This is a genomic window from Corynebacterium sp. 2571A, from assembly GCF_055700935.1.
In genome coordinates, this window is the sequence record NZ_JASTTE010000001.1 from 301546 (window position 1) to 326247 (window position 24702).

Here is a 24702-nt window from a genome sequence, read left to right on the forward strand (position 1 = left end):
TGTAGCAGTCGGGCTCCACTGTGCTCAGATGCGGCGTCGGGTGTTCTGCCGGCTGCGCCACGCATAGACACCGAGAGCAGCGGCGAAGACGACGGCGTTGGCTACGGTCATGGCGGCGGAGGTGGCAGCCTGGAGGTGGTAGGCGGCCCAGAAGCCGGCGATGGCCGTGCCGGTTGCTACCAGGCAGGCGAGCCCCAGCATGGGCAGCACGCGGTGGGCCAGCAGCCGGGCGGTGATGGCGGGGAAGACCATGAGCGCGATGACCAGCATGGCGCCGGCGGCGTGGAAGGCCGCGGTGGCGCTGAACGCCACCAAGGCCATGAACGCGGTGTGCAGGCCGCGGCCGCCTATTGCCTGGATGCGGCAGAACTCGGCATCGAAGGAGCTAGCCGTCAGCCGCGGGAAAGCCACGGCGACAAAGGCGGCGTTGATGATAAGAACGGTCAGCATGACCCAGAGGTAATTCGGGTTGGCGAAAACCGCCAGGTTGAGATCCCCCACCAGCACGGTGTGCACGTCCAGGTGGACGTGACTCATCTTGGTCGAAATCAGGATGGTGCCGAAGGCGAAGAGGGCGGGGAATACCAGGCCTAGGGAGGCATCGCCGGTGACCAGCTTGGCGCGGCCGAGCCACTCGGTGAGCAGGGCGACGGCCAGCCCGCCGAGCGCGGCGGTCAGCAGGAGCCAGGGGGAGCCGATATCCGCGGTGAACAGGTAGCCCACGGCGATACCGGGCAGCACCGCGTGGCCGATGCCGTCGATGACCATGGACTCGCCCTTTAACACCACGAAAATCCCGGGGATAGCGCAGGCCAGCGAGGTGAGGATGGCCAGCAAGCAGGCGGAGAAAGCGAGACTCATGCGCGCACCTCCTGGCGGCGGTTAAGGCCCGTGCGGGCGAAGGATACGGCCACGAGGGCGGCCTGGACGAGGACGATGACCGGGCCGGTGGGCAGCGGTCCGTAGGCGATGGAGATGTAGCACCCGACCGCGGCGGCCAGCCCGCCGAAGGCGGCGGACAGGGCGATGAACGGGAGCAGGCGGGTGGTCCACTGCCGGGCGGCGGCGGCCGGGGCGATGACCACGGCCACCATCAACACCACGCCGGAGACCTTGACCCCGGAGACCGTGACCACCGTGAGCGCGAGGAAGCTTAACCAGTCCAGCACCCGAACGGGCAGGCCGGCCACCTGTGCAAAGGAGACGTCAAAGACGACGGCAGACTGTTTATCGTGTACCCAAGAAAGAATCAACAATGTGCCGACGCCAATGACGAGTATGAGGCTCACATCGGCGCGCGTGAGGGTGGAGGCATTCCCCAGCAGGTAGTCCTGGATGCCGGCCTTGCCGGGCAGGGGATGGCGGGAAATGTACTGCATCAACAGCATGCCGAGTGAGAAGAATGTGGTTAAGGTGGCCGCCATGGCCGCGTCCGGGCGCAGCGGGGTGCGGCGTACTAGGGCGTTGATGATCGCCACGGCGAGCACCCCGGAAAGCACCGAGCCGACGACGAGCGCCAGCGGGTTACGGCCGTTGAGCCCCAGCATGGTGGCGGCGAGGAAGGCGACGAGCAGGCCGGGTAGGGCGGAGTGCGAAATCGCATCCGCCAGCAGCGACTGGCGCCGCAGGTAAATCAGCGGCCCCAGCGCCCCGGCGCACACGCCCAGGCCCACGGTGCCAACGAGGGCCTGCGTGTAGGTGTAGTTGTCTAAGAGATCTAGCGGGTTCATGCAGGCAGCCCGAACATCTCATTGACCACGGAATCCTGCAGGGCCTCAGCCACCGGGCCGGTGGCCAGCACGCGGCCGTGGCCGAGGGCTACCACGTCGTCGCAGTAGTGGGTGACCTCCGCGAGGTTGTGGTGGACCAGCAGGACCGCGGCGCCGTCGTCGCGCCGGGCGCGGATGATGGACATGATGGCGTCCTGGCTGGCGGCGTCCACGCCGGCAAAGGGCTCGTCCAGGATGAGCAGGTCGGGATCGTTCACCAGGGTGCGCGCCAGAAGCGTGCGCTGGCGCTGCCCGCCGGACAGTTGCCCGATGGGCATGCGCGCATGGCTATCCATCCCGGTTTCTTGCAGAGCCTTCGTCGCGGCCTGGCGGTCCGCGCGGCCGGGCCACTGCCACCAGCGCAGGCGCGGCAGCCGGCCCATGCGCACGACATCGGCCACGGTGGCGGGGAACTGCCAGTCGACGTCCGTGTGTTGGGGCATATAACCCAGCCGCTGGCGGAAGTGGTCGAGGGACTGCCCGTCGAAGGACAGCTCGTCCGCCGCCAACGGCTTGATCAACCCGGTGAGGGTCTTGACCAGCGTGGACTTGCCCGCGCCGTTGGCGCCGACCAGGCCCGTAATCGCCCCGCGGCGCAGCGCGAAGGAGGCGTCTTCCAGAATTGCGTGCCGGCCGTAGCCGGCGGTCAGGTGGCTGACGCGGAGCATCGCCCGGTCGCAGTCGTTGTTGCTGCGTGCCCGCGGCACCTGGTGAAGCGTGGACATTTTAGGACAGCGCCTCCGCAACGGCCTCGGCGTTGTGCTGGAAGGCGCCCAGGTAGGTGTCCGTCGGCGCGGTCGGGCCCAGGGTATCGGCGAAAAGCTCCTGGTCGGAGACGTGAACGTCCCAGCCGCGGGAGTGGACCGCCTCCTTCAAAGAGGTAATGGCCTGCGGATTGGCCTGGTTGTCCTGGAAGATAACCGGCACCTTCTCCTTGGCGATGGTGTCAGCCAGCTCGGAGATCTGCGTCGGCGACAGCGCGGCCTCGGTGGTGACGAAGTCCGTGGCGTGGACCTCGAAGTTGAAGGTCTTGCCGAAGTAGTTGAAGGCGTCGTGGCCGGTGATCAGCACGCGCGGGTCGGCGCCCTCGAGCGCCTTTTCTGCCTTCGAGTGGGCGTCGGCGATCTTGTCTTCGTAAGAGTCGGCGGCCTTTTCGTAATCCGCGGCGTTGTCCGCGTCGATTTCGCCGAGCTTGTCGCCGATTTCGTCGACCACCTGGGACCACAGCTGCGGGCTGTTCCAGATGTGCGGGTCGTAGAGCTTTTCGCCCTCCGGGCCCTGTTCCGGCCAGGGCAACAGGTCGCGCTTGTCGAGCTTCTCGCCGACGCCCAGCTGCTTGTCGCCCAGGGACTCGAGCTGGTCGATCATCTGGGCCTCCAGGTGCAGGCCGTTCCACAGGACCAGGTCGGCGTCGCGCATGGCCTCCATGTCCTGGGTGGTGGGCTGGTAGGTGTGCGGGTCGCCGCCCGGGCCGACCATGGTGGTGACCTCGGCGTCCGGGGCGATGTTGTGCACGGCGTCGGCCAGGTAGCCGGTGGTGGCGAAGACGGTCAGGGGTTTGCCCGCGCTGCCCGCCGATCCGGCGGATTCCGCGGAGTCGGACGAGCAGGCGGTCAGGGTGGCAGTCAGGGTAGCCAACGTCAGGGCCGTAGCGGCCAGGGAAGTGCGACGTTTCACCGTGGGTGCCACCTCCTTTCAAGAATATGGAAATGAATGTCGGAGTTCAACTAGTTGAACACCTAAGACCGTACACAGTGAACCCCGCGGTCTGCAACGAACTAGCTAAAATAGCCCCCATGCATGTCAGCGATCTGCCCGAACGCACGCAGGACTACCTGAAGGTCCTGTGGGACTATGAGGAACGCCACGGCGAGGGCACCCCCATGGCGCTAGGCGAGCTCGCCACCGCGCTGCAGCAGAAGCTGCCCACGGCCTCCGAGGCGGTCAAGCGCCTGGCCAAGCAGGAGCTCGTGGTCCACGAGCGCTACTTCGGCGTGGGCCTGACCCCAGCCGGCCGCGAGCTGGCCGTGGTGATGGCGCGGCGCCACCGCCTGCTAGAGACTTTCCTGGTGCGCACGCTCGGCTACAGCTGGGACGAAGTCCACGCCGAAGCGGACGCCCTGGAGCACGCCACCTCCGATCGCTTCGTCGACGCTATCGATGCCCACCTGGGACACCCGGTCCGCGACCCGCACGGCGATCCCATCCCGCGCGCCGACGGCAGTTCGGAGCCGCTGTCGCCGCAACGCCTTGCCCAGGCAGAACCCGGGGCGCAGGTGATCCTCGAGCAGGTCAACGACTCCGACCCGGAGCTGCTGCGCTACCTCGATCGCTTCGCCGTGCACCCGGGATCGGCCGTGCGCGTGGTCGCCGCCCCCATGGCCGGGCTGCTAGAGGTGGAAACCTCCGCCGGTGCCACCTTCACCGTGGCCGAGGGAGTGGCCCGGGAAATGGTCGTCCGGCCGGCGGATAAAGACAGCTAGACTGGGCGGATATGACTTCCCGCGTAGTTTTAGGCTGTACCTCCATGACCCCGCACTCCTACCCGGATTCCCCGCGCCGGGCGGAGATGGTCGACGTCCTGCGCGGCGCGCTGGAGGCCGGGGTGGATACCTTTGATACCTCGGAGATCCAGGGCCCGTTTACCGGCGAGGAACTGCTGGGCGAGGCCCTGGGCGGCCGGGGCACCGTGGTCACCAAATTCGGCTGGGAGATAGAAGACGGCACCCCGACCGGCCGGCTCAACTCCCGCCCGGAGGTCATCCGAGCCAGCGCCGAGGGATCGCTGCGGCGCCTAGGGAGGGATCGCTTGGACGTCTACCTCCAGCACCGCGTGGACCCACAGGTGCCCATCGAGGAGGTCGCGGGTACTGTCGGCGAGCTCATCCAAGAAGGCAAGGTCGCCCGCTTCGGCCTGTGCGAGGCCGCCCCGGATACCATCCGTCGCGCGCACGCGGAATGCCCGCTAAGCGTGATCCAGCACGAATACTCCCTGTGGACCCGCGGCCCGGAGACCACCGTCCTGCCGGTCGCCCGCGAGCTGGGCCTGGATTTTATGGCCTATTCCCCGCTGGGCAAGGGCTTTTTAGCCGGCTCGGCCCAGCCGAACGATGACTCCTCGTCGCCGCGCCTGCACGCGGAGAACTTCGCGGCCAATAGGCAGCTGGCTCAGGCCCTCTTCGCGCTGGCCGGGCAGTGGGGGATGACCCCGGCGCAGCTCGCGCTAGGCTGGCTGCTAGCCCAGGGCACGGACATCTACCCGGTGGCCGGCAGCACCAACCTGGCGCGCATCCGCGCCAACGCGGCCGCGCAGCCGCTGGACCCGGCCCAGGTCGAGGCCGTCGATGCCGCCGTGGCCGCCCACCCCGTGGCCGGCGCGCGCTACACGGACAAGCACCTGTCGTTTATGGACGCCGGCCTAGAAAACTAAGCCGGCGGCCCAGCCCTAGCCGGCGACGGCGGGTACGGGCTGCCGGGCGGCCTCGGCGTTGCCGGAATCCAGGCGCCGCAGCGCGGCGGCCAAGACCAGCTCGATGGGCCCGCGGGAGAACCGGGCCAGCCACAGGCGGCTAAAGGCCACCAGGAAGGCGCAGATGCCCAGGTAGATGCCCAGCACCCACCAGGTCTGCCCCCGCCCGGAGATGGCGTGGGTGATCCCCAGGCCGAAGTCGTAGAAGATCAGGGACGCCAGAATGTTCTGCAGGATATAACAGGTCAGCGCCATTCGGCCGACGGCTTGGAGGCAGCGGCCGATAAAGCCGGCGTGGTTGTTCTTGCGCACGTAGAACTCCGCCACGGCGGCCAAGATTCCGAAGGCCACGAACGAGGAAGTCAAGTAGCGGGTAATGGCGCTGGCGTCCATGGTGGCAAAGGAGCGCAGCGCCCAGTCCAGGGGCAGGCCGACGCCGAAGGCGAGCAGGAGCACCCGGCGGCGCAGGCGTCCCTGGGCGGGGAGGAAGAGGCCGGCGCGGTAGAGGCGCGCGCCGATGAGGAACAGGGCAATGCCCATGGCGAACATGATGGCCACCTCGTAGCGCCCGCTCCAGAAATTCGCGAGGCGGTCCTGGACCATCGGCCAGTAGTGCGAGGTGTCCGGGAAGAGCTCCTCCCAGATGTTTGCGTCATCGTCCATCGCGTTGAGATCCATGTCGGCCGCGTGCTTGCCCTGCCAGTTGCTCACCGTGATGAGACCCAAGACCACCAGGTGGGCGCTCAGAGAAAGCCCGATGGCCCAGTTCTGGACCTTCTCGCTGCGGGCGAGCAGCCCGGCCACTACCAGCGCGATGAGGCCGTAGCCCATGAGCACGTCGTAGGAGAAGACGAAGATGTAGTGCAGTAGGCCTTCGAGGACCAGAAGGCCCGCGCGCCAGCGGTAGCCGCCGGGCCAGGTGCGGCCGCGGCGCAGCGCGGACTGGCGCTGGATCTCCATGCCTATGCCGAACATGATGGTCAGCAGGCCGAGGAACTTGCCGTCGCTTATCAGGTAGAGAAGGAAGTCGACGAGCAACTCGTCCTTCGGGCCGGTGGCGGAGCCGGTGAACCAGTTTGCGATCTCGCGTGCCATGGTGGAGGTGGAGAGCACGGTGTCGAAATCTCGCGCCAGGTTGGCGAAGATCCAGATATTGGTGAGCAAGGTGCCCAGGATGGCGACGCCGCGCAGGACGTCTAGGGCCACGATGCGAGACGCCGGCAGCGTCCCGTGTCCTTTATTCATTTAGAGCCTTCTTTCTGCTTCGAACTGACTGAGCAGAAACTCTAAACGCGGCGGGTGGAAAGTCACTGGGGCTAGCATGCGTGCTGGCCCTGAAAACGACACCGTTTGTCAGTAGCGTGGCATGGATTAGACATGGCCTTCCCAGCTGGCGGGAAACTAGCTGGGCACAAAGGCGTTCAGCCGGGAGAACGCCGCCAACTAGCCGCGGAAAAGCTGGATGATTTCCTGGCGGTTGACCTTGCCCGGGCCGGTGGTGGGAAGCTCGTCCATCCGGCGCAGATCCTTGGGTAGCTGCCAGCGCGGGGTAGCGGCTTCCTCGAGCGCGTCGATGATGTCCCCGCGGGAGGCCCAGCCGGTGTAGGCGGCCACGATGGCCTGTCCCAGGCGCGGGTGGGGCACGCCGACCACGCAGGCGTCATTGACACCGGGCACGGACTGGATGGCGCGCTCGAGCACCTCGGGGTGCAGCTTCAGCCCGCCCGAGTCGATGATGTTGTCCAGGCGGCCAGTGACCTCCAGCCGGGCGGCCTCGCCCTGGCCGTGGAGGACGCCGCCGTCGGAGGTGGCGAACCAGCCGGGCCGGGCGAAGGCCGGGTGATCTGGCACGTTGCGGTAGCCGTGGGCGATGGTGGGCCCGCCCAGGTAGATGCGGCCGTTATCCACGGTGACCTGGGTGCCGGGCAGGGCCTGGCCGTCGTAGACGCAGCCGCCGGCGGTCTCGGAGGAGCCGTAGGTGGTCACGACGGCGATGTCCAGCTTGGCCGCGGACTCGGCGAGCTGCGGGTGCAGGGCCGCCCCGCCGACCAGGATGGCGTCGAAGGCGCGCAGCGCCTCGATGCCGGCCAGGGAGTCCAGGGCCTTGCCTAGCTGCATGGGGGTCAGGCCGGTGTAAAGGCGATCCCCGGTGTGGGAGAGTTCTGCGGCGGCGTGGGCGAAGGCGTCCACGTCAAAACCGTTGGTCAGATCCAGACACCAGGGATCCACGCCGGCGACGAGCGAGCGGACCAGGACCTGGAGGCCGGCGATGTGGTGGGCGGGCATAGCCAGCAGCCACTGGCCGGGCCCACCCAGGCGCTGGTGGGTGGCGTCCGCGCTGGCGACCAGGTTGACCGCGGTCAGCTGCGCGCCCTTCGGGGTGCCCGTGGACCCGGAGGTGGGTACCACCAGGGCGATGTCGGCGTCGATGGGCTGGCCGCAGCGCTGGGAGTTGGTCAGCACCGTGGTCTTGGCGCGGTCCGTGGCAGGCACGGGCAGAAAAGACTTATGCCCCGCTATCGCCGCCTCCAGGTCGGGGAGGATGGCGGCGGGCCGGTCGGGGTGGACGGCTAGCGGGGCGAGGAGATGAGTCACGGTCACATAGTTTAGCCGCGGGCGGCGCGTTTGCCGAAGAAGATGCGGTCCAGGGAAATCTGGCCGGCGCCAACGGCGACGAAGGCGAGGGCGGCCGCGGCGATAGCGCCGACGAGCTCCCAGCCGCCACCGTCGATGAACAGGCCGGAGGTGAAGTGGTTGGCGAAGATGCCGGCGCCGATCATCTGCAGGACGACCAGGCCGCTGACCCAGCGGGTGAACAGGCCGGCGATGATGAGGATGCCGCCCACGAATTCGATGACGGCTGCCACGACGGCGGCCAGGCCGGCGGCCGGCACGCCCATGGCGTCGAAGGAGTCGGTGGTACCGGCAATTCCCCACTCGCTGAACTTCTGCCAGCCGTGGCCAATGAGGATGATGCCTAAGACAATACGGGAAACAAGGAGGGCGATGGAGCTGCTGATTCTCATGGCCGACACTTTACAGTTTAACTAATCCGCTGTCTACCCCAGAACGAAAATTTGTTGAAACCTCCATAAAATTAGTGCAAGCACACCAAAATTTATTAAGCGTACGGTTGGGCTTATGGCACTTCCGAAGAATATTGGCAACCGTCCCGTAGCAGTCATCGGCGCTGGCGTTTTAGGCCAGCGCATCTCCCTTATGCTTTCCGCCCGCGGCGGAGTCGTGCACCTGTCCGACCCCGTCTCCCCGGAGGCCCTCGATAAGGCCAAGGCCTATATCGACGCCAACCTGGAAGACCACGTGGCCAACTTCAACGAGACCAAGGGCGGCGGCTTTTCCGCCGGCGAGGTCACATACTTCAACGACAACAACGAGGCCGCCCGCGGTGCCTGGCTGGTCATCGAGGCCGTCCCCGAGGTTGTCGACATCAAGAACGACACCTACGAGGGCCTCAAGGACGCGCTGGACGACGACGCAGTGTTGGCCACCAACTCCTCGTCCTACGCGTCGAGCACCTTCGTTGACCACGTCAAGGATCCGACCCGCTTTTTGAACCTGCACTTCGCCATGCCGCCGGTGCAGAACTTTATCGAAATCATGGGCTCCGGCCAGACCGACCAGGAGCTCTTCGATTTCATGCTGGAGCACATGGCCACCTACGGCCTGCAGGTCGTGCCGGTGTACAAGGAGTCCACCGGCTTTGCTATCAACCGCGTCTGGGCCGCCATCAAGCGTGAGGTCCTCACCGTCTTGGGCGAGGGCGTCTCCGATGCGGAAGCTATCGATGCCGCCTTCAAGGAACTGACCCAGGGCACCGTCGGCCCGGTGGAGATGATGGACCGCGTCGGCCTGGACACCGTGCGCAACATCGAGCGCCACTACAACGACGAGCTGCCCTGGACCCCCGACGCCCCGCTGGAGCTGCTGGACCAGATGGTCGACGACGGCAAGCTCGGCCTGAAGTCCGGCGAGGGCTTCTACCGCTGGGAAAACGGCCAGCTGCAGAAGTAGCGGCTAGTAGTAGTAGGGGAAGTCGTCCCAGTTGGGCTCGCGCTTTTCGAGGAAGGCCTCCTTGCCCTCGACCGCCTCATCGGTCATATAGGCCAAGCGGGTTGCCTCCCCGGCGAAGACCTGTTGGCCCATCAGGCCGTCATCGGTGAGGTTGAACGCGAACTTCAACATGCGCTGCGCGGTGGGGGACTTCATGTTGATTTCGCGGCCCATCTGGATTGCCGCGTCCTCGAGCTCGCCGTGATCGGCGACCTCGTTGACCGCGCCCATCTCGTACATCCGCTGGGCGTCGTAGGTCCGGCCCAGGAAGAAGATCTCGCGCGCGTACTTCTGGCCAACCATCTTGGCCAAGTAGGCGGAACCAAAACCGGCGTCGAAGGATCCGACGTCCGCGTCTGTCTGCTTGAAGCGCGCCTCCTGGCGGCTGGCCACCGTCATATCGCAGACCACGTGCAGCGAGTGCCCGCCGCCGGCCGCCCAGCCGTTAACCACGGCGATAACCACCTTTGGCATGGTTCGAATCAGGCGCTGGACCTCCAGGATGTGCAGGCGCCCGCCCTCGACCTTCTCGCGCGCGGTATCCACCGTGGACTCATCCGCCGTGGCGTCATCGTGCGCGTGCTCCGTGGCGTAGCGGTACCCGGAGCGACCACGAATGCGCTGGTCGCCGCCGGAACAAAACGCCCAGCCGCCGTCCTTTTGGCTGGGCCCGTTACCAGTCAGCAGCACCGTGCCCACATCAGGCGTGCGCCGCGCGTGGTCCAGCACCCGGTACAGCTCATCCACCGTGTGCGGCCGGAAAGCGTTGCGCACCTCCGGCCGGTCAATCGCCACGCGCACAATCCCATCCGCCCGGCTATCCCCGCGCAGCCGGTGGTAGGTCACATCCGTCAAGTCCTCGAAGCCGGCAACCGGCGCCCACAGCTTGGCCTTGAACGGGTTGTCCGTGCTGTATTTCCTTTGCTCAGTCATGGTCTCGACTGTAGTCAATCCCGGTGAGGTGGAACGGGTGTGGCCCCGCGGTCTTAGCCACCTTCGGGGAAAGTGACAAATTTTCCTTCAGGTAGGTCGAAGAAATTCCAGATTCTCTAGGTGTGATGAACACAGCCTTGCTGGGTAGACGAGAGCGCACAACTAAAGGGGAGCTAAAGCGGTTGCGAATCGCAGGCGGGGGAAATAGTGTGTGTGGGGCATGTCAAAGAAAGTTATAGGAAATATTGTTTCAGCAGTCATGGTTGCGGTGATGCCTGTGGGGATGGCCGGTGCTGAGGAAGCGGCAGGTTCTTCCCCGGTTGAGCACGAGAGGCTGCATCAAGTTATCGATGGGGGACAAGCTCAGAGTACTGACCCAGCTGCGTACGATTATATTCCGGAGGTGGGCGATAGTCCGTCTGGGAAAATTCAAGATCGGAGTGCTTCTGGGTATGAGCCCATCAACGGGTTTGGATTCACTTTCAACGGTGTGCCTTTTAAAGTGACTACTGGAGAGCTGCAGCACAGGATTATTGGTTCCGGCAACTATATCGAGTCGGAAGGAGTACAGTATCGAGTCCCTTCAACGATTTGTAACTGGCGTGTCGATTATCAGAATCGTAGCGGTGCGCAGATCCACCGCACCTTCAAGGGACAGAATCACGCGGGCTGTGGCTTCGGCGCTGTGGCCGATAATGGTCCCAGAAACGTTCATGTGAAGGCGGAATCTCAGCAGTGCGCCCGTTTGTTTGTGGCAGACAAGTTCCGTGGTGAGCAATGCCATAACATAGGTTAGTCGCATGAAGTTTATCTCTCTGATTATTGAGCTAGGAGCGCTACTGGTTGCCTGCGTAGCATTTTCCATCGGATTTAATGCGACGAATAATGCTTCCATTTATCTGCACCCCGGAACCGGATTAGAGGAAGCAACTCGGCTCCTCGAACAGGCACAAGCAATGTTTACTGCGGCCGCATTTAGCGGAGTGGTTTTCCTAATCTTGTTCGTGATGAGGCTAATTAGGTCTTTCGTACAGAGGACCCAGCGAGACGGCTCCTGACTTGGGTGTTACCTAAATTATTCCGGGTGCTTCTGAGCCTTGGGGCATCCGCTGGCTGCAATTTGAGAAGTAAATGCCATGTTGCCTCCCCGAGGCTCAGTCCCGGTACCTGCCCAGTAGGCTGGGGACATGAATCTTGATGATGTTTTAGACCGCGCTCACGTGGTCCAGCTGCCCATGGCGGTGAAGTTCCGCGGGGTGACCCGCCGGGAGGCCCTGCTCATTGACGGGCCGAAGGGCTGGGGTGAGTTCGCTCCCTTCCTGGAATACGGGCCGGAAGAATCCGCGCACTGGTTGCAGGCCGGTTTGGAGGCCGCCTACCAGGGCTTCCCGGTGCCGCTGCGGGACACGGTTGAGGTCAACGGCACGATCCCGGCGGTGCCGGCGGAGCAGGTCCCGGAGGTCATGCAGCGCTACCCGGGCTGCACCACCTTCAAGATTAAGGTGGCGGAAAAGGGACAGACCCTGGATGATGACATCGCGCGCGTGGCGGCCGTGCGCGAGCACGTCGCGGCCACGGGGGCCACGCCGGTGCTGCGCGTGGATGCCAACTGCGGATGGACCGTGGACCAGGCGGTAGAGGCCGCGCAGCGCCTCATGCCGCTGGATTACATGGAGCAGCCGTGCCAGACCGCCGAGGAACTAGCCGCGGTGCGCAACCAGCTCATGCGCCGCGGTATCTTCGTGCGCGTGGCCGCGGATGAGTCCATCCGTAAGGTCGAGGACCCGTTCCGCGTGGCCGAGCTGAAGGCCGCGGACGTGGCCGTCGTGAAGCCGGCGCCGCTGGGTGGCGTGCGCCGGGTGCTGAGCATCGCCAGCGAGCTGCGCGCTAGGCACATGGACATCACGGTGGCCTCCGCGCTGGATACCTCCGTCGGCATCAGCATGGGCCTGGCGGCCGTGGCGGCGCTGCCCAAGATTGCCGATGACGAGGATATTGACGTCGCCCCGGCCGCAGCGGGGCTGGCGACCGGCTCGCTGTTCCTCGAGGACGTCACCGCGCCCCGGGAAATCGTCGACGGGCGCCTCAAGGTGGATGCCGCCGTGCCGGAGCCGGACCGCTTGGCCGCCTTGGCCGCCCCAGCGGACCGCCGCGACTGGTGGTTCGAGCGCCTGCGCCAGGCCTGGGAGTTCGTGCCTGCCCAGGAAGACTAATAGGGGACTTGTGGTGGGCCGCGCTGCTGTTAGCTTTCTGGACGTAGGCTGGATTGCATGACGGAAGGAATGATTTCGGTCCGGGACGCCCACCTGCACAACCTGCGCCACGTCAACGTGGACGTGCCGCGCGGCAGGTTGGTCGCGGTCACGGGGGTCTCCGGATCGGGTAAGTCGTCGCTGGCGTTTGGCACCATCCACGGCGAGGGCCAGCGGCGGTACTTGGAGTCCGTGGCGCCGTTCGCCCGGCGGCTGATCGGCTCGGCCGTGGACCCGCAGGTCGAGTCCATCACTGGCCTGCCGCCCACGGTGGCGCTGCAGCAATCGACCTCCGGCGGCGGGGCGCGCTCCACCGTCGGCACGGTCTCCGCGATGGCGAATACGCTGCGCCTGTTGTACTCCCGCGCCGGTAACAACCCGGAGGGGCTCTACTCGGATTCCTTTTCCCCGAACACCCCGGAGGGCATGTGCCCGACCTGCCAGGGCCAGGGCGTCGAACACGTCCCGACGGAGGCCTCCATGGTCCCGGATCCCACCTTGAGCATCGAGGACGGCGCCATCGCTGCCTGGCCGGGGGCGTGGGCCGGCAAGAACTTCCACGACATCCTGGAGGAACTGGGCTTCGACCTGGACAGCCCGTGGCAGGACCTGCCCGACAAGGACCGGCAGTGGATCCTCTTCACCGATGAGCGGCCCGTCGTGACGGTCAAGCCGCACCGCGGGGCCGACCAAATCCAGCGCAACTACCAGGGCACGTGGCGCTCTGTGGCCGGGTACCTGAATAAGACCCTGGCCGAGACCGAGTCGGACACCCTGCGCCGGCGCACCCTGTCCTTTATGGAATCGCGCAGCTGCCCCACCTGCCACGGCCGCCGGCTGAACCCGCGGGCACTGAAGGTCACCTACGCGGGCCGGACCATCGATGCCACCAACGCGGTGCCGCTCGACCAGCTGCACGCCGAGCTGAGCGAGCGCGCTCCGGAAGAAAACTCGGCCGAGGACCTGCTGCTCAAGCAGCTGGTGCCGACGCTGGCCTCCGCGGTGGAGCTGGGGCTGGGCCACCTCAGCCTGGATAGGCCCACCGCCACGCTGTCGGCCGGTGAGCTGCAGCGCCTGCGCCTGGCCGGGCAGCTACGCGCCGGGCTCTTCGGCGTGGCCTACGTGCTCGACGAGCCCTCGGCGGGCCTGCACCCGCAGGAGCGCGCCGCGGTGGCGCAGATGTGCCAGCGCTTCCTCGCCGAGGGCAACAGCGTCCTGCTGGTCGAGCACGACATGAACCTGGTGGCCCAGGCCGACTGGATAGTCGATGTCGGGCCGCAGGCCGGCAGCGGCGGCGGGGAGATTGTCTTCTCCGGCCCCGTGGACGAATTCATGGACCAGGCCGACTCGCCGACCGCGCGGGCGCTGCGTCACCGGAAGCGCGAGCCGAAGAACACCCCGCGCGAGGCCACCGGCCAGCTGGAGCTGCGCGGCGTCCAGGCCCGCAACATGGACGACCTCACCTTAAACCTCGGTCTGGGCCAGTTCACCGTGGTCGCCGGGGTATCAGGCTCGGGCAAGTCCACGCTGGTCAGCACCGCTCTGGCCGGCAAGCTGCGCGAGGAACTGACCGCGGTGACGGACACCGAGGAAGATGGCGGGTGGTCCATCGACTCCGTTGACGGGCTCGACCAGCTCAAGCGCGTGGTGCAGATTACCCAGAAGCCCATTGGCCGCACGCCGCGCTCCACCCTGGCCACCTACACCGGCCTCTTCGACGCGGTCCGCAAGCTGTTTGCCGGCACCGACTTCGCCCGCGGGCGCAAGTGGACGGTCAGCCGCTTTTCCTACAACACTAAGCAGGGGCAGTGCCCGACCTGCCAGGGCGCGGGCAAGATCGAGGTCGAGCTGGTCTTCCTCCCCGGCGCCTACACCACCTGCCCGGACTGCGGCGGGGCCCGCTACAACGCTAAGACCCTGGAGGCGACCTGGCGCGGGTATACCATCGCCGACATCCTGGCCCTGACCGTGGACCAGGCCAGCGAGGTCTTCGACGCTGATGATAAGGCCGAGGCCAAGGTGGCGCGTGCCATCGAGACCCTCCAGGCCGTCGGGCTGGGCTACCTGCAGCTGGGCCAGGGCGCGCCGGAGCTGTCCGGCGGCGAGGCCCAGCGCATCAAGCTGGCTACCGAGCTGCAGCGCTCCCGTAACTCGCGCCGCGGCCACACCATGTACCTGCTGGACGAGCCCACCACGGGCCTGCACCCGCAGGACGCCGCGTTGCTGGGCGCCGAGCTCAACCGCCTCGTGGACGCCGGCAACAGCGTCGTGGTGGTGGAGCACGACCTATCCTTTATCGCCCAGGCCGACCGCGTCGTGGAGATGGGCCCGGGCGCGGGCAGCCAGGGCGGGCAGATCGTGGCGGACGCCGCTCCGGCGGAGCTGGCGCAGCTGGATACTCCCACGGGCAAGGCCCTGCGCGCGGCCGTCTAACGGCTCCCGCCCGCCGGGGCGGGGCTGTACTCGGCGCGCCCCGATCCGGTACTAATGGGAGTTATGCCTAATCGTTACGATAATTCCGACGACGAGACGCGCTATATCGGCCGCGTCCCCAACAGTGGCAACCAGCAGCCGCAGGGCGGCCAGGAGCACCCGCGTCAGTACTTCCCGGGCGAATACGACCCGAACCAGCCCCAGACGCAGCAGTACCAGGCCGGCTACCAGCAGCCGGGCCAAGAAACCTACGCGGGGCAGCCCGGCTACCACCAGGACAACTACCAAGGTGGCTACCAAGATAACTACCAGGGCGATTACCAGCAGCCGGTCAGCGACTACGAGCCGCCGCGGGAGAAGAAGTCCGGTTCGGGCCTGGCCGGGGTCCTGGGTGCGCTGGCAGTCCTGGCGCTGGTGGCCGCCGGCGCGCTGTTCTTCCTGTGGCGCAACGCCGCCAGCGAGGCGGACAAGCCCGCGCCGGAGCCGGTGACTGAGACGGTCACCCACACCACGCAGGAACCGACCACCGTCACCGAAACCGAGACCACCACCGATAGCTCCGGCGAGGGCGAGAGCCTCCGGGACCGCGGCCGGGATCTGATCCCGTCGGAGGTGCCGGATGACCTGTTGCCGGAGAACACCGAAGACATGGATGTCGAGGGCTGGCTGCAGGATCTCTTCGGCGAAGGCGGAGCACTGGAAAACCGGTAGAGGCAGCTAGACTTAGCCACTATGACTGGCACGCAAGACAATTCCTCCGCCCGCGCGACCGACGCCACCGAGGTGGCGCGGGCAGTCGCAAGCGAACTAGCTAAACACCTCACCGACGTGGTCATCTGCCCGGGCTCCCGCAACGCGCCGCTGTCTCTGGCGCTGATTGCCCAGCCGGGCATCCGCGTCCACACCCGCCTGGACGAGCGCGCCGCCGCCTTCCTGGCGCTGGGCATGGCGCGCGTCCAACGCCGCGCGGTCGGGGTCGTGATGACGTCCGGCACCGCGGTGGCGCACACGCTGCCGGCGATGATTGAAGCCTCCTACGCGCACCTGCCGCTGGCCGTGATTTCGGCCGACCGCCCCGCGCGCCTGGTCGGCACGGGTGCTTCCCAGACCATCGAGCAGCAGGGGATTTTCGGCCGCTACGCCGAGACCACCCAGGTCACCACGGTCGAAGACGCCGCCGACATCGGCGAGCGCTTCGCCCGCGACCGGCAGGTCCACATCAACGTCGCGCTGGACAACCCGCTGGTGGGCGAGCAGCTGCCGGAGCCGGGCGCTGCCCCCGCGAGCGCGCCGCGGGCATCGAGCGCGGGCTGGGTCGACCACGGCGAGGTGGAGATCGACTTGAGCCGCAACACCCTGGTCATCGCCGGCGACGAGGCCTGGGCCGTGGAGGGTCTGGAAGACGTGCCCACCATCGCCGAGCCCAGCGCCCCGGCGCCGTACCACCCCGTGCACCCGGCGGCGGCGCACATCTTCCGCCGCGCCCAGGTCAGCGCGAACGACTACGTGGTCAACACCAAGGTCGAGCAGGTCATCGTGGTCGGCCACCCGACCCTGCACCGCGCGGTGCTGGCGCTAATCAATGATCCGGACATCGAGCTGGTGACCCTCTCGCGCACCGCGGACTTCACCAACCCGCGCGGGGAGTGCGCCCGCCGCGGCACCCGCGTGAAGGTCACCGGCGAGGTCAGCCGCGAGTGGTACCGCATCTGCCAGGGCGCGGCCGAGGTCGGCGCCGAGGCGGTGCGCTCCGCGCTGGAGAACGAGGACTACGGCTTCACTGGCCTGCACGCGGCGGCCGCCGTAGCCGACACCCTGGCGGTGGGCGACTACTTCGTGGTGGGCGCTTCCAACCCGGTGCGGGACGCCTCCCTGGTGGGGCTGCCCTTCGACGGGGTGGAGACCTACTCGCAGCGCGGGGTCGCCGGCATCGACGGCACCGTGGCCCAGGCCGTCGGGATCGCGCTGGCCGGCCAGTCCCTGCACGCGGACCTGCCGCGGGCCCCGCGCACCGTGGCGCTTCTGGGGGACGTGACCTTCCTCCACGACGCCTCCTCGCTGCTCATCGGGCCGGATAACCCACGCCCGGAAAACCTCACCATCGTGGTGGCCAACGACGACGGCGGCGGCATCTTCGAGACCCTGGAGGTCGGCCAGGAGGGCCTGCGTGGCTCCTTCGAGCAGGCCTTCGGCACCCCGCACGAGGCGGACATCGAGTCCCTGGTCCACGGTTACGGCGCCGACTACCGCCGCGCCGAGACCCCGCAGGAGCTCCTCGACGTGCTGGCTCAGCTGAAGGAATACTCCGCCGGCGTGACCGTGGTCGAGGCCCGCACGACCCGGGAAACCCGCCGCGGCCTGAACGCGGCCATGCGTTCCCACGCCGGCGAATAGGTAGACCCACCCCATGCAGCAGAGACGCCACCGCCCCGCCATCCTGCGCCGGCGCGGCCGCCAGCTCATCCTCGGCGCCTACGCCGTGATGATCGTCGCCTCGATCGCGCTGGTGATAGGCCCCTGGCTCAACGACCGGGAGATCAACCAGAACCCGGGGCGGGCCCTGGCGACCGTCACGGACATCGACTGGCTGCGCACCACCGTCGACTTCCAGGACGAGTCCGGGCTCTACCACTCCCCGGAGACCGGGCTGCTCTACCCCTCCGGGCTGGGCGAGGGGCAGCGCGTGTGGGTGTCCTATTCCACCGCCGACCCGGAGCTGGTCAAGGTGGAGGGCCGCGAGTGGACCCTCTCAGTCATCCCGGCGCTGTCCGTGTGGGCCGTGTCCACGGCGGCGGCTGCCGTATTGTGGTGGTTGTTAAACCGTGCAACCCGGGGTGTTAATAAAAATTAACCTCAAGTTCGCGCCGGGGCCACCAGCGGTTGAGTTTGATAAACAAGGATGAGCGTATGCGAGTAGCCATTGTTGCGGAATCTTTCCTCCCGAACGTCAACGGCGTGACCAACTCGGTCCTGCGCGTGCTCGAGCACCTGCACGCCCACGGGCACGAGGCCCTGGTGGTTGCGCCGGGCGCGCGGGACGGCCAGGAAGAAATCGCAGACTACCTGGGTTTCCGCATCCGCCGCGTGCCCACCGTGCGGGTGCCGCTGGTGGACTCCCTGCCCGTCGGCGTGCCGACCACGGAGGTGCTCGGCAGCCTGCGCGAGTTCCAGCCGGACATCATCCACCTGGCCAGCCCCTTCGTCCTGGGCGCGGCCGGGGCTTTCTCCGCCCGGCAGCTGCGCATCCCGGCCGTGGCGCTTTACCAGACGGACGTGGCCGGCTTTGCCACCAAGTACCACGCCTCCGCCCTGGCGCACGGCGTGTGGGAGTGGCTGCGGATCATCCACAACTCCTGCCAGATGACCCTGGCGCCGTCCACGCCCACCATCGAGGACCTGGAAAAGCACAACGTGCGCAACGTCCGCCGCTGGGGCCGGGGCGTGGACGCGGAACTGTTCCACCCCTCCAAGCGGGATGAGAAGCTGCGCCGCAGCTGGGATGCCAGCGGCAAGAAGAACATCGTCGGCTTCGTGGGCCGCCTGGCCGCCGAAAAGGGCGTGCACCGGCTCAGCGCGCTCAACGACCGGGACGATATCCAGCTGGTCATCGTGGGCGACGGCCCGGAACGCCCCCTGCTGGAGGCCCAGCTGCCCACCGCGGTCTTCACCGGCGCCCTCAAGGGCGAGGAGCTGGCGCGCGCCTACGCGAGCCTCGACCTGTTCGTCCACGCCGGCGAGTTCGAGACCTTCTGCCAGTCCATTCAGGAGGCCCAGGCCTCCGGCGTGCCGACCATCGGCCCGCGCGCGGGCGGCCCGGTCGACCTCATCGACGAGGGCTACAACGGCCTCCTGCTGGACGTGGACACCTTCATCGAGGACCTGCCGCGCGCGGCCGAGGCCCTGCTCAACCCGGAGATCCACGCCGAGATGTGCGCCAATGCCCGGGAGTCCATCCGCACCAAGACGTGGGAGGGGCTGTGCGAACAGCTCATGGGCTACTACGCCGAGGTGCTGGAGGAGACCCGCCGGGTACCGCTGACCATCCTGGGGCAGCGCCCGGAGCTGCCGCGTTGGGCCGCGCGCGCCCTCGGCGCCCGAGTGGCCTAGACTAGACAGCCGTGGCTAAGGCAAATCTGGACAAGCAACCCTTCGACGTCGCGCACATGTTTGACGCGGTCGGGGAGAAATACGATCTGACCAACACGGTCCTGTCCTTCGGGCAGGACGCCGGTTGGCGCAAGCGCACCCGCGAGCGCCTCAATCTGCAGCCGGGCGAGAAGGTCCTCGACCTGGCCGCCGGCACCGCGGTCTCCACCGTGGAGCTGTCCAAGTCCGGCGCCTGGTGCGTGGCCTGCGACTTTTCCCGCGGCATGCTGGCCGCCGGCCGCGACCGCAACGTGCCCAAGGTGGCCGGCGACGGCATGCAGCTGCCGTTCGCGGACAACACCTTCGACGCGGTGACCATCTCCTACGGCCTGCGCAACATCCACGACTTCGAGCTGGGCCTGCGGGAGATGGCGCGCGTGACCAAGCCCGGCGGGCGCCTGGCGGTCGCGGAGTTCTCCAAGCCGGTGGTGCCGGTCTTCGGCACGGTCTACAAGGAGTACCTGACCCGCCTGCTGCCGCCTATCGCCCGCCTGGTTTCTTCCAACCCGGAGGCCTATATCTACCTGGCAGAATCCATCCGCGCCTGGCCGGACCAGGAGGAGCTGGCCCAGGCCATCAACGCCAACGGCTGGTCTAACGCCGGCTGGCAGAACCTCACGCTCGGCATCGTGGCGCTGCACTCGGCCACCAAGCCGGAGGAATAACTCTTTAAGCCGCGTCCCAGAGCGGGGAGCCGCGCCGGGCGCTGGAAACGGTGTGGCCGGCTAGCCGCCAGGCGCGGGCGATGAGATCGCGGTCCTGCTCGGTGACCAGGTTGCCCATTAGGCGTGCGGCCGCCGGCATAAGGGCCCGGCCCACCGGGCCGCGCAGGCCCACCGGGCCGACCACGGGCAGGAACTGCGGATAGGTCAGAAGGCGGGCGGCGGTGCGCGCAAGGACGAAGGCCTCGCCGTAATCCGCGCGCAGCCGGTCCGGCCAGGCCAGGGTGAAGTCCTTTGGGCCCAGCATCTCCACCGCGCTCCGGGCGGTCTCCAGCCCGTAGTCGATGCCCTCGCCGTTGAGCGGGTTCACGCAGGCGGCCGCGTCCCCGATGAGCATCCAGTTGTCGCCCGCCACGTGGGAGACCGCCCCGCCCATGGGCAGCAGGGCCGAGGTCACCGCCTGGGTGGGGCCCAGCTGCCAGTCGGCGCGCTGCTGCTCGGCGTAGTGCTCCAGCAGCTTCTTGGTGTTGATCTTGGCCGGGCGCTTGTCCGTGGACAGCGCCCCGCAGCCCAGGTTGACCTGGCCGGATTCGGCCCCCAGCGGGAAGATCCAGCCGTAGCCGGGCTGGACGGTGCCGTCGTTGTCTTTGAGCTCCACGTGGGAGTGCATCCAGGGCTCGTTCGCAAACGGGCTGTCGCAGTAGGAGCGCGCGGCAATCCCGTAGACCTCCCCACGGTGCCAGGTCCGGCCCAGCTGCTTGCCGAAGGTGGAGCGCACCCCGTCGGCCACGATGACCCAGCGCGGGCGCACCGTCTGCTCGCCTACCCGGAAAGAGTCCACGCGGTTGCCGGCCAGCTGCGGATTGGTGGCCGGCGCGCCGAGCAGGGGAGTGGCGCCCGCGGCGACGGCGGCCTCGAAGACCAGGTTGTCGAAGTCGTGGCGCGGCAGGGCGGAGCCCTCCGCGCACGGGTACGTGCTGGGCCAGGGGGCGGTGACGTGCCCGCCGTAGCCGTGCAGCTTCAGCCCAAGGTTGCGGTAGCCCGGGTTGACCGTGATGCCCAGCTGGTCCAGCTGGTGCATGGCCCGCGGGGTGAGCCCGTCGCCGCAGGTCTTGTCGCGCGGGAAGGAGGCGGTATCGACAAGCAACACCTCGTAGCCGGCGCGGGCGGCGTGGATGGCGGCGGCCGAACCGGCCGGCCCGGCGCCGATGACCGCCACGTCGCAAGTCAGTGGGGAAGATGCGGGGATGTGCTGAGTCTGTGCCGACATGCCCCCTATTGTCGCATGCGCGCTTGCCCGCCGACCCCTCGAGTATGTCTAAAAACGAGTATTGGACTACGGTTGAGGGAGTTAAATTAGAGTATCGACCCCAAGGATCGCCTCCATGACCAACGGCCCGACATCGTCTCACGGCTCCTCGCAGTCCGTGGACTTGGGAGACCCCCAGCTGAACCAGCGCGTGGGGGCAGGCGTGGCAGCCGTCGAAGAATTGCTGCGCACTGAGATTACTCAGGGAGAGGATTTCGTCCACGAAAAGGCTCTCTACCTCGCGGAAGCCGGCGGCAAGCGCTTCCGCCCCGTCATGGCTTTGCTAGCCAGCGAATACGGCCCCGAGCCCGGCTCCGCCCGGGTGGTCAAGGCCGCCACCTCCGTGGAGATGGTGCACGTGGCCACCCTCTACCACGACGACGTCATGGACGAGGCCGAGCGCCGCCGCGGCGTGGAATCCGCCAACTCCCGCTGGGGCAACTCCGTGGCCATCCTGGCCGGCGACGCCCTGCTGGCGCACGCCTCCCGCCTGATGAGTCAGCTGGATACCCACACCGTCGAGCACTTCGCCGAGACCTTCCAGACCCTGGTCACCGGCCAGATGCGCGAGACCATCGGGGCGGGCGAGGCGAACGCCATCGAGCACTACCGCGCCGTCATCGAGGAAAAGACCGCGGTACTCATCGCCTCCGCCGGCTACCTGGGCGCCTACCACTCCGGCGCCGCCCCGGAGCACGCGCAGGCACTCAAGCGCATCGGCAGCGCCGTCGGCATGATCTTCCAGATCGTCGACGACATCATCGATATCTTCTCCGACCCGGAGGAATCCGGCAAGACCCCGGGCACCGACCTGCGCGAGGGCGTGTTCACCCTGCCGGTGCTCTACGCCTTGGAGGAAGACAGCCCCGCGGGCGAGCAGCTGCGCGAGCTGCTCACCGGGCCGCTGGAGGACGACGCCACCGTCGAGCGCGCCATCGACCTGCTGCGCCAGTCCGCCGGCCGGGAAAAGGCCCTGGACGACGTCCGCTACTACCTGGACCAGGTGGATACCGAACTGGGCCGCCTGCCGGACAACTCCGCCACCACGGCGCTGCGGCAGCTGGCCACCTACACCGTCCAGCGCGTGGGCTAAGCCTTAGCCGCAAGACCCCAGCGAGATAGCCCTTTGCCTGCCGATTTGTGTCGGGCAGGGGGTTTCGTAGTAGAGTAACTACTCGCACCAAGGTGCACGCCAGGTTGCCCGAGCGGCCAAAGGGAGCGGACTGTAAATCCGCCGGCATTGCCTTCAGAAGTTCGAATCTTCTACCTGGCACCAACAACAACTCCCCTTCACGAAGAGTGAAGGGGAGTTTTCTCGTGCCCGCGGATCCGGGTCGAGTTCTTCTTCCTAGCGGGAGCCGGCCAGCCCGCGCCGTTCCAGCAGCGGGCGGATATCCTTGTCGTGCCCGCGCCACTGGCGGAAGGCGTCGGTGAAATCGCGGGAGGCGCCCGCGGACAGGATCTGCTCGCGGAAGGCCTGCCCGGCCTGGCGCAGGGACTCCGCGTCGCGGAAGAGCTCGAAGCCGTCGGCGTCGAGGGCCTCTGCCCACAGGTAGGAGTAGTAGCCCGCGGAGTAGCCGCCGGCGAAGATGTGGTTGAAATACGTCGAGCGGTAGCGCGGGGCGATCCCGGTCTCGCCCAGGCCCACCTTGGCCAGGGCCTCCTGCTCGAAGTCGGCGATGGCCTCCGGCGTGGCGACCAGCTTTTCAGCCTCGGCGGACGGCAGGCTGTGCCAGGCCAGGTCGATGACGGCCGCGGCGAGGTATTCCACCGTGGCGAAGCCCTGGCCGAACTCGCGGGCGCGGCCCAGCGCCTCCAGCGTCTTGTCGGGGATGGGCTCGCCGGTGTCCACGTGGAAGGCATAGGCCTTCACCAGGCGGGGATCCAGAGCCCAGTTCTCATTGATCTGGCTGGGGAACTCCACCCAATCCCGCGGCACGTTCGTGCCGGAGAAGGTCGGGTAGCGCACGTCGGAGAGCAGGCCGTGGAGGGCGTGGCCGAACTCGTGGAAGACGGTGTGCAGCTCGTCCTGGCTCAGCAGCACCGGCTGGCCTGCCGGCGGCTTGGACAGGTTCATGACGTTGAGCACCACAGGGCGGGTGCCAAGCAGGCGGGACTGCTCCACAAACGTGCTCATCCAGGCCCCGCCGCGCTTGGACGGGCGGGTGAAGTAGTCCGTCAGCAGCAGGCCCAGGCCGCTGCCGTCGGCATCCACGACCTCCCAGACGTCCACGTCCGGGGCGTAGCCGCCTAAGTCCGGGCGCGGGTGGACCTTGATGCCGTAGAGCATGTGCGCCGCCTGGAAGACACCATCGCTTAAAACCCGGTCCAACGGGAAGTACTTGCGCAGCTCCTCCTCGTCGAGGGCGTAGTCGCGCTCGCGGACCCGGGACTGCCAGTAGGGCCAGTCCGCCGGGCCGAAGTCCGCGTCGTGGAAGCCGGCCTCCTCGCTCAACAGCTTGCCCTCGGCGGCGGCGTTGGCCGCGGCCGCCGGCGCCAGGTCCGCCAGCAGCTGCCGGGCCGCGTCTGCGGTACCCGCGGTCTCCTCCGCGATGACGTAGTCCGCGTGCGTGGCATAGCCCAAAAGCTCCGCGCGCCGGGCGCGCAGCCGCACCATCTCGGTCAGCACCGCGCCGTTGGATTCCGCGCCGCGTTGCTGGGAGGCCTCCCAGAGCTTAAACCGGGATTCCGGGTCCTCCAGGCGCGCCTGCTCTGCCTGCTGGGTGGGCAGCTCCAGCGGCAGCACGAAGCCGGTCCGGCCGGCCTGGGCGGCGTAGTCCCGGGCCGCGGCGACGCGCTGATCCGGCAGGCCGCGCAGCTCCTCGGCGCTGTCGAAGCCCACGGCCAGGCGTTTGGTGTCGTCCAGCAGGTGGCGGCCGAATTTCTCCGACAGCGCGGACAGGCGCTGGTTCAGGCGGGTTAGCTCCTCCTTGCCGGCGGCGTCCAGGTCCGCGCCGCGGCGGGCGAAAGACCGCAGGAGATAGTCCAGCAAGCGCTGGGACTCGGGATCCTCCGGCGCGGTGACCGCCTTAAGCCGGGCGTAGAGATCCTCGTTCTGGTAGACGGCGTCGAAGTGGGCAGAAAGCTCCGGGAAAACCTCGCCGGCCAGCTCCTGCATCTCCGGCGTGGAGTCCGTGCCCAGCAGGTTCGCGAAGTAGCTGACCACCCGCTCGAGGTCGCGGCCGGAGCGCTCCAGCGCTTCCACCGTATTCTGCCAGCTGGGCTCCGCCGCAGCGATAGCGGCTACTTCCGCGTCGTGGCGGCGCAGCGCCTCGTCGAAGGCCGGGCGCACGTGCGCAAAAGAAATCGCGGCGAAGTCCGGCAGCTGGTAATCCAGCTGCGAGGGCACCAGCAGCGGGTTGGCGGCTAGCTCCGCGTTCCCCGCGGAATCCGCGGTTCGAGCCCGGGCCGCGGAGTCAGGTTCGGCTGGGCGGGACGGTTGGTGGGACACAATCTTTCCTTTCTGAGGCGGCGGGGCGGCGAGCGGCCTTGGGCCTGGCACAGCGCCGGGGACCAGGGGCGGCGCTGCAGCCGCAACGGCAAGGCCACCACGCTACGCCTGGCACTAGGGTAGGGGCGCTAAATTACCTCAAAGCTAGCACAGCTGTGACCCGCGCTACACGGACTTCGGGGTGTCACGTCACGCCGCGGCGCGCGC

22 protein-coding genes and 1 tRNA gene are annotated in these 24702 nt (G+C 67.5%); 13 read left to right on the forward strand and 10 right to left on the reverse strand.

The features are described 5' to 3' along the window. Positions 1 to 24: 24 nt before the first annotated feature. The 4 genes from QQS53_RS01515 to QQS53_RS01530 are packed head-to-tail and all read right to left on the reverse strand — an operon-like array spanning position 25 to position 3446. A complete protein-coding gene (locus QQS53_RS01515; protein WP_472774213.1) occupies positions 25 to 861 on the reverse strand; it encodes a metal ABC transporter permease in 837 nt (278 codons plus the stop codon). After that, positions 858 to 1730, reverse strand: coding sequence for a metal ABC transporter permease (locus QQS53_RS01520; protein ID WP_070768147.1), 873 nt, complete (start codon positions 1728 to 1730; stop codon positions 858 to 860). The genes QQS53_RS01515 and QQS53_RS01520 overlap by 4 nt, the downstream gene beginning before the upstream one ends. After that, entirely contained in the window at positions 1727 to 2494 is a 768-nt protein-coding gene (locus QQS53_RS01525; protein WP_472774214.1) for a metal ABC transporter ATP-binding protein, read from the reverse strand. Before QQS53_RS01525 ends, QQS53_RS01520 begins: the two co-directional genes overlap by 4 nt. Position 2495: 1 nt before the next feature. Further along, positions 2496 to 3446 carry a metal ABC transporter substrate-binding protein gene (locus QQS53_RS01530; protein ID WP_472774215.1) on the reverse strand — a complete coding sequence of 317 codons (951 nt, stop codon included), beginning with the start codon at positions 3444 to 3446 and terminating at the stop codon, positions 2496 to 2498. 119 nt (positions 3447 to 3565) lie between these two features. Between QQS53_RS01530 and QQS53_RS01535 the strand changes: the two genes are divergently transcribed. Together QQS53_RS01535 and QQS53_RS01540 are read left to right on the forward strand one after the other, a co-directional pair. Then, positions 3566 to 4252, forward strand: a complete 687-nt coding sequence (locus QQS53_RS01535; RefSeq protein WP_472774216.1) for a metal-dependent transcriptional regulator — start codon at positions 3566 to 3568, stop codon at positions 4250 to 4252. An 11-nt stretch (positions 4253 to 4263) separates the two neighbouring features. Then, positions 4264 to 5199, forward strand: coding sequence for an aldo/keto reductase (locus tag QQS53_RS01540; protein ID WP_472774217.1), 936 nt, complete (start codon positions 4264 to 4266; stop codon positions 5197 to 5199). A gap of 15 nt (positions 5200 to 5214) precedes the next feature. On the opposite strand, the gene QQS53_RS01545 is transcribed toward QQS53_RS01540, so the two are convergent. The 3 genes from QQS53_RS01545 to QQS53_RS01555 all read right to left on the reverse strand — a co-directional run bounded on the left by QQS53_RS01545 (position 5215) and on the right by QQS53_RS01555 (position 8264). Then, on the reverse strand, positions 5215 to 6483 hold the full coding sequence (locus QQS53_RS01545) for a DUF418 domain-containing protein (protein ID WP_472774218.1): 1269 nt from the start codon (positions 6481 to 6483) through the stop codon (positions 5215 to 5217). Positions 6484 to 6681: 198 nt separating this feature from the next. Next, a complete protein-coding gene (gene menE / locus QQS53_RS01550; protein ID WP_472774219.1) occupies positions 6682 to 7833 on the reverse strand; it encodes an o-succinylbenzoate--CoA ligase in 1152 nt (383 codons plus the stop codon). A gap of 11 nt (positions 7834 to 7844) precedes the next feature. Continuing rightward, positions 7845 to 8264 carry a DoxX family protein gene (locus QQS53_RS01555; protein ID WP_472774220.1) on the reverse strand — a complete coding sequence of 140 codons (420 nt, stop codon included), beginning with the start codon at positions 8262 to 8264 and terminating at the stop codon, positions 7845 to 7847. A gap of 115 nt (positions 8265 to 8379) precedes the next feature. Here QQS53_RS01555 and QQS53_RS01560 point away from each other — a divergent pair, with 115 nt between their 5' ends. Next, positions 8380 to 9270 (forward strand): 3-hydroxyacyl-CoA dehydrogenase family protein, encoded by an 891-nt coding sequence (locus tag QQS53_RS01560; protein WP_472774221.1) that lies wholly within the window; start codon positions 8380 to 8382, stop codon positions 9268 to 9270. Between the two features lie 3 nt (positions 9271 to 9273). On the opposite strand, the gene QQS53_RS01565 is transcribed toward QQS53_RS01560, so the two are convergent. Next, positions 9274 to 10242, reverse strand: coding sequence for a 1,4-dihydroxy-2-naphthoyl-CoA synthase (locus tag QQS53_RS01565; protein ID WP_472774222.1), 969 nt, complete (start codon positions 10240 to 10242; stop codon positions 9274 to 9276). A 220-nt stretch (positions 10243 to 10462) separates the two neighbouring features. Between QQS53_RS01565 and QQS53_RS01570 the strand changes: the two genes are divergently transcribed. The 8 genes from QQS53_RS01570 to QQS53_RS01605 all read left to right on the forward strand — a co-directional run bounded on the left by QQS53_RS01570 (position 10463) and on the right by QQS53_RS01605 (position 19738). Next, positions 10463 to 11038, forward strand: coding sequence for a hypothetical protein (locus tag QQS53_RS01570; protein ID WP_472774223.1), 576 nt, complete (start codon positions 10463 to 10465; stop codon positions 11036 to 11038). A gap of 391 nt (positions 11039 to 11429) precedes the next feature. Continuing rightward, positions 11430 to 12455: an o-succinylbenzoate synthase gene (locus QQS53_RS01575; RefSeq protein WP_472774224.1), complete on the forward strand. Its 1026-nt coding sequence runs from the start codon at positions 11430 to 11432 to the stop codon at positions 12453 to 12455. Between the two features lie 57 nt (positions 12456 to 12512). Continuing rightward, entirely contained in the window at positions 12513 to 14927 is a 2415-nt protein-coding gene (locus QQS53_RS01580) for an excinuclease ABC subunit UvrA (protein ID WP_472774225.1), read from the forward strand. 63 nt (positions 14928 to 14990) lie between these two features. Next, a complete protein-coding gene (locus QQS53_RS01585) occupies positions 14991 to 15638 on the forward strand; it encodes a hypothetical protein (RefSeq protein WP_472774226.1) in 648 nt (215 codons plus the stop codon). Positions 15639 to 15659: 21 nt separating this feature from the next. Then, positions 15660 to 17321, forward strand: coding sequence for a 2-succinyl-5-enolpyruvyl-6-hydroxy-3-cyclohexene-1-carboxylic-acid synthase (gene menD / locus QQS53_RS01590; protein WP_472774227.1), 1662 nt, complete (start codon positions 15660 to 15662; stop codon positions 17319 to 17321). Between the two features lie 13 nt (positions 17322 to 17334). Further along, positions 17335 to 17778 (forward strand): DUF3592 domain-containing protein, encoded by a 444-nt coding sequence (locus QQS53_RS01595; RefSeq protein ID WP_472774228.1) that lies wholly within the window; start codon positions 17335 to 17337, stop codon positions 17776 to 17778. 56 nt (positions 17779 to 17834) lie between these two features. After that, the gene (locus QQS53_RS01600; RefSeq protein ID WP_472774229.1) at positions 17835 to 19034 is read left to right on the forward strand and encodes a glycosyltransferase family 4 protein; all 1200 of its coding nucleotides are present in this window, start codon (positions 17835 to 17837) and stop codon (positions 19032 to 19034) included. Between the two features lie 11 nt (positions 19035 to 19045). Further along, on the forward strand, positions 19046 to 19738 hold the full coding sequence (locus QQS53_RS01605) for a demethylmenaquinone methyltransferase (protein WP_472774230.1): 693 nt from the start codon (positions 19046 to 19048) through the stop codon (positions 19736 to 19738). A gap of 4 nt (positions 19739 to 19742) precedes the next feature. Here the strand turns inward: QQS53_RS01605 and QQS53_RS01610 are convergent, their stop codons facing one another. Next, positions 19743 to 21005 (reverse strand): geranylgeranyl reductase family protein, encoded by a 1263-nt coding sequence (locus QQS53_RS01610; RefSeq protein ID WP_472774231.1) that lies wholly within the window; start codon positions 21003 to 21005, stop codon positions 19743 to 19745. A 115-nt stretch (positions 21006 to 21120) separates the two neighbouring features. Between QQS53_RS01610 and QQS53_RS01615 the strand changes: the two genes are divergently transcribed. Then, the gene (locus tag QQS53_RS01615) at positions 21121 to 22137 is read left to right on the forward strand and encodes a polyprenyl synthetase family protein (RefSeq protein WP_472774232.1); all 1017 of its coding nucleotides are present in this window, start codon (positions 21121 to 21123) and stop codon (positions 22135 to 22137) included. Positions 22138 to 22235: 98 nt separating this feature from the next. Then, a tRNA-Tyr gene (locus tag QQS53_RS01620) sits at positions 22236 to 22320 on the forward strand. 72 nt (positions 22321 to 22392) lie between these two features. Here QQS53_RS01620 and QQS53_RS01625 read toward each other — a convergent pair. Then, a complete protein-coding gene (locus QQS53_RS01625) occupies positions 22393 to 24393 on the reverse strand; it encodes a M3 family metallopeptidase (RefSeq protein WP_472774503.1) in 2001 nt (666 codons plus the stop codon). Positions 24394 to 24702: the final 309 nt, after the last annotated feature.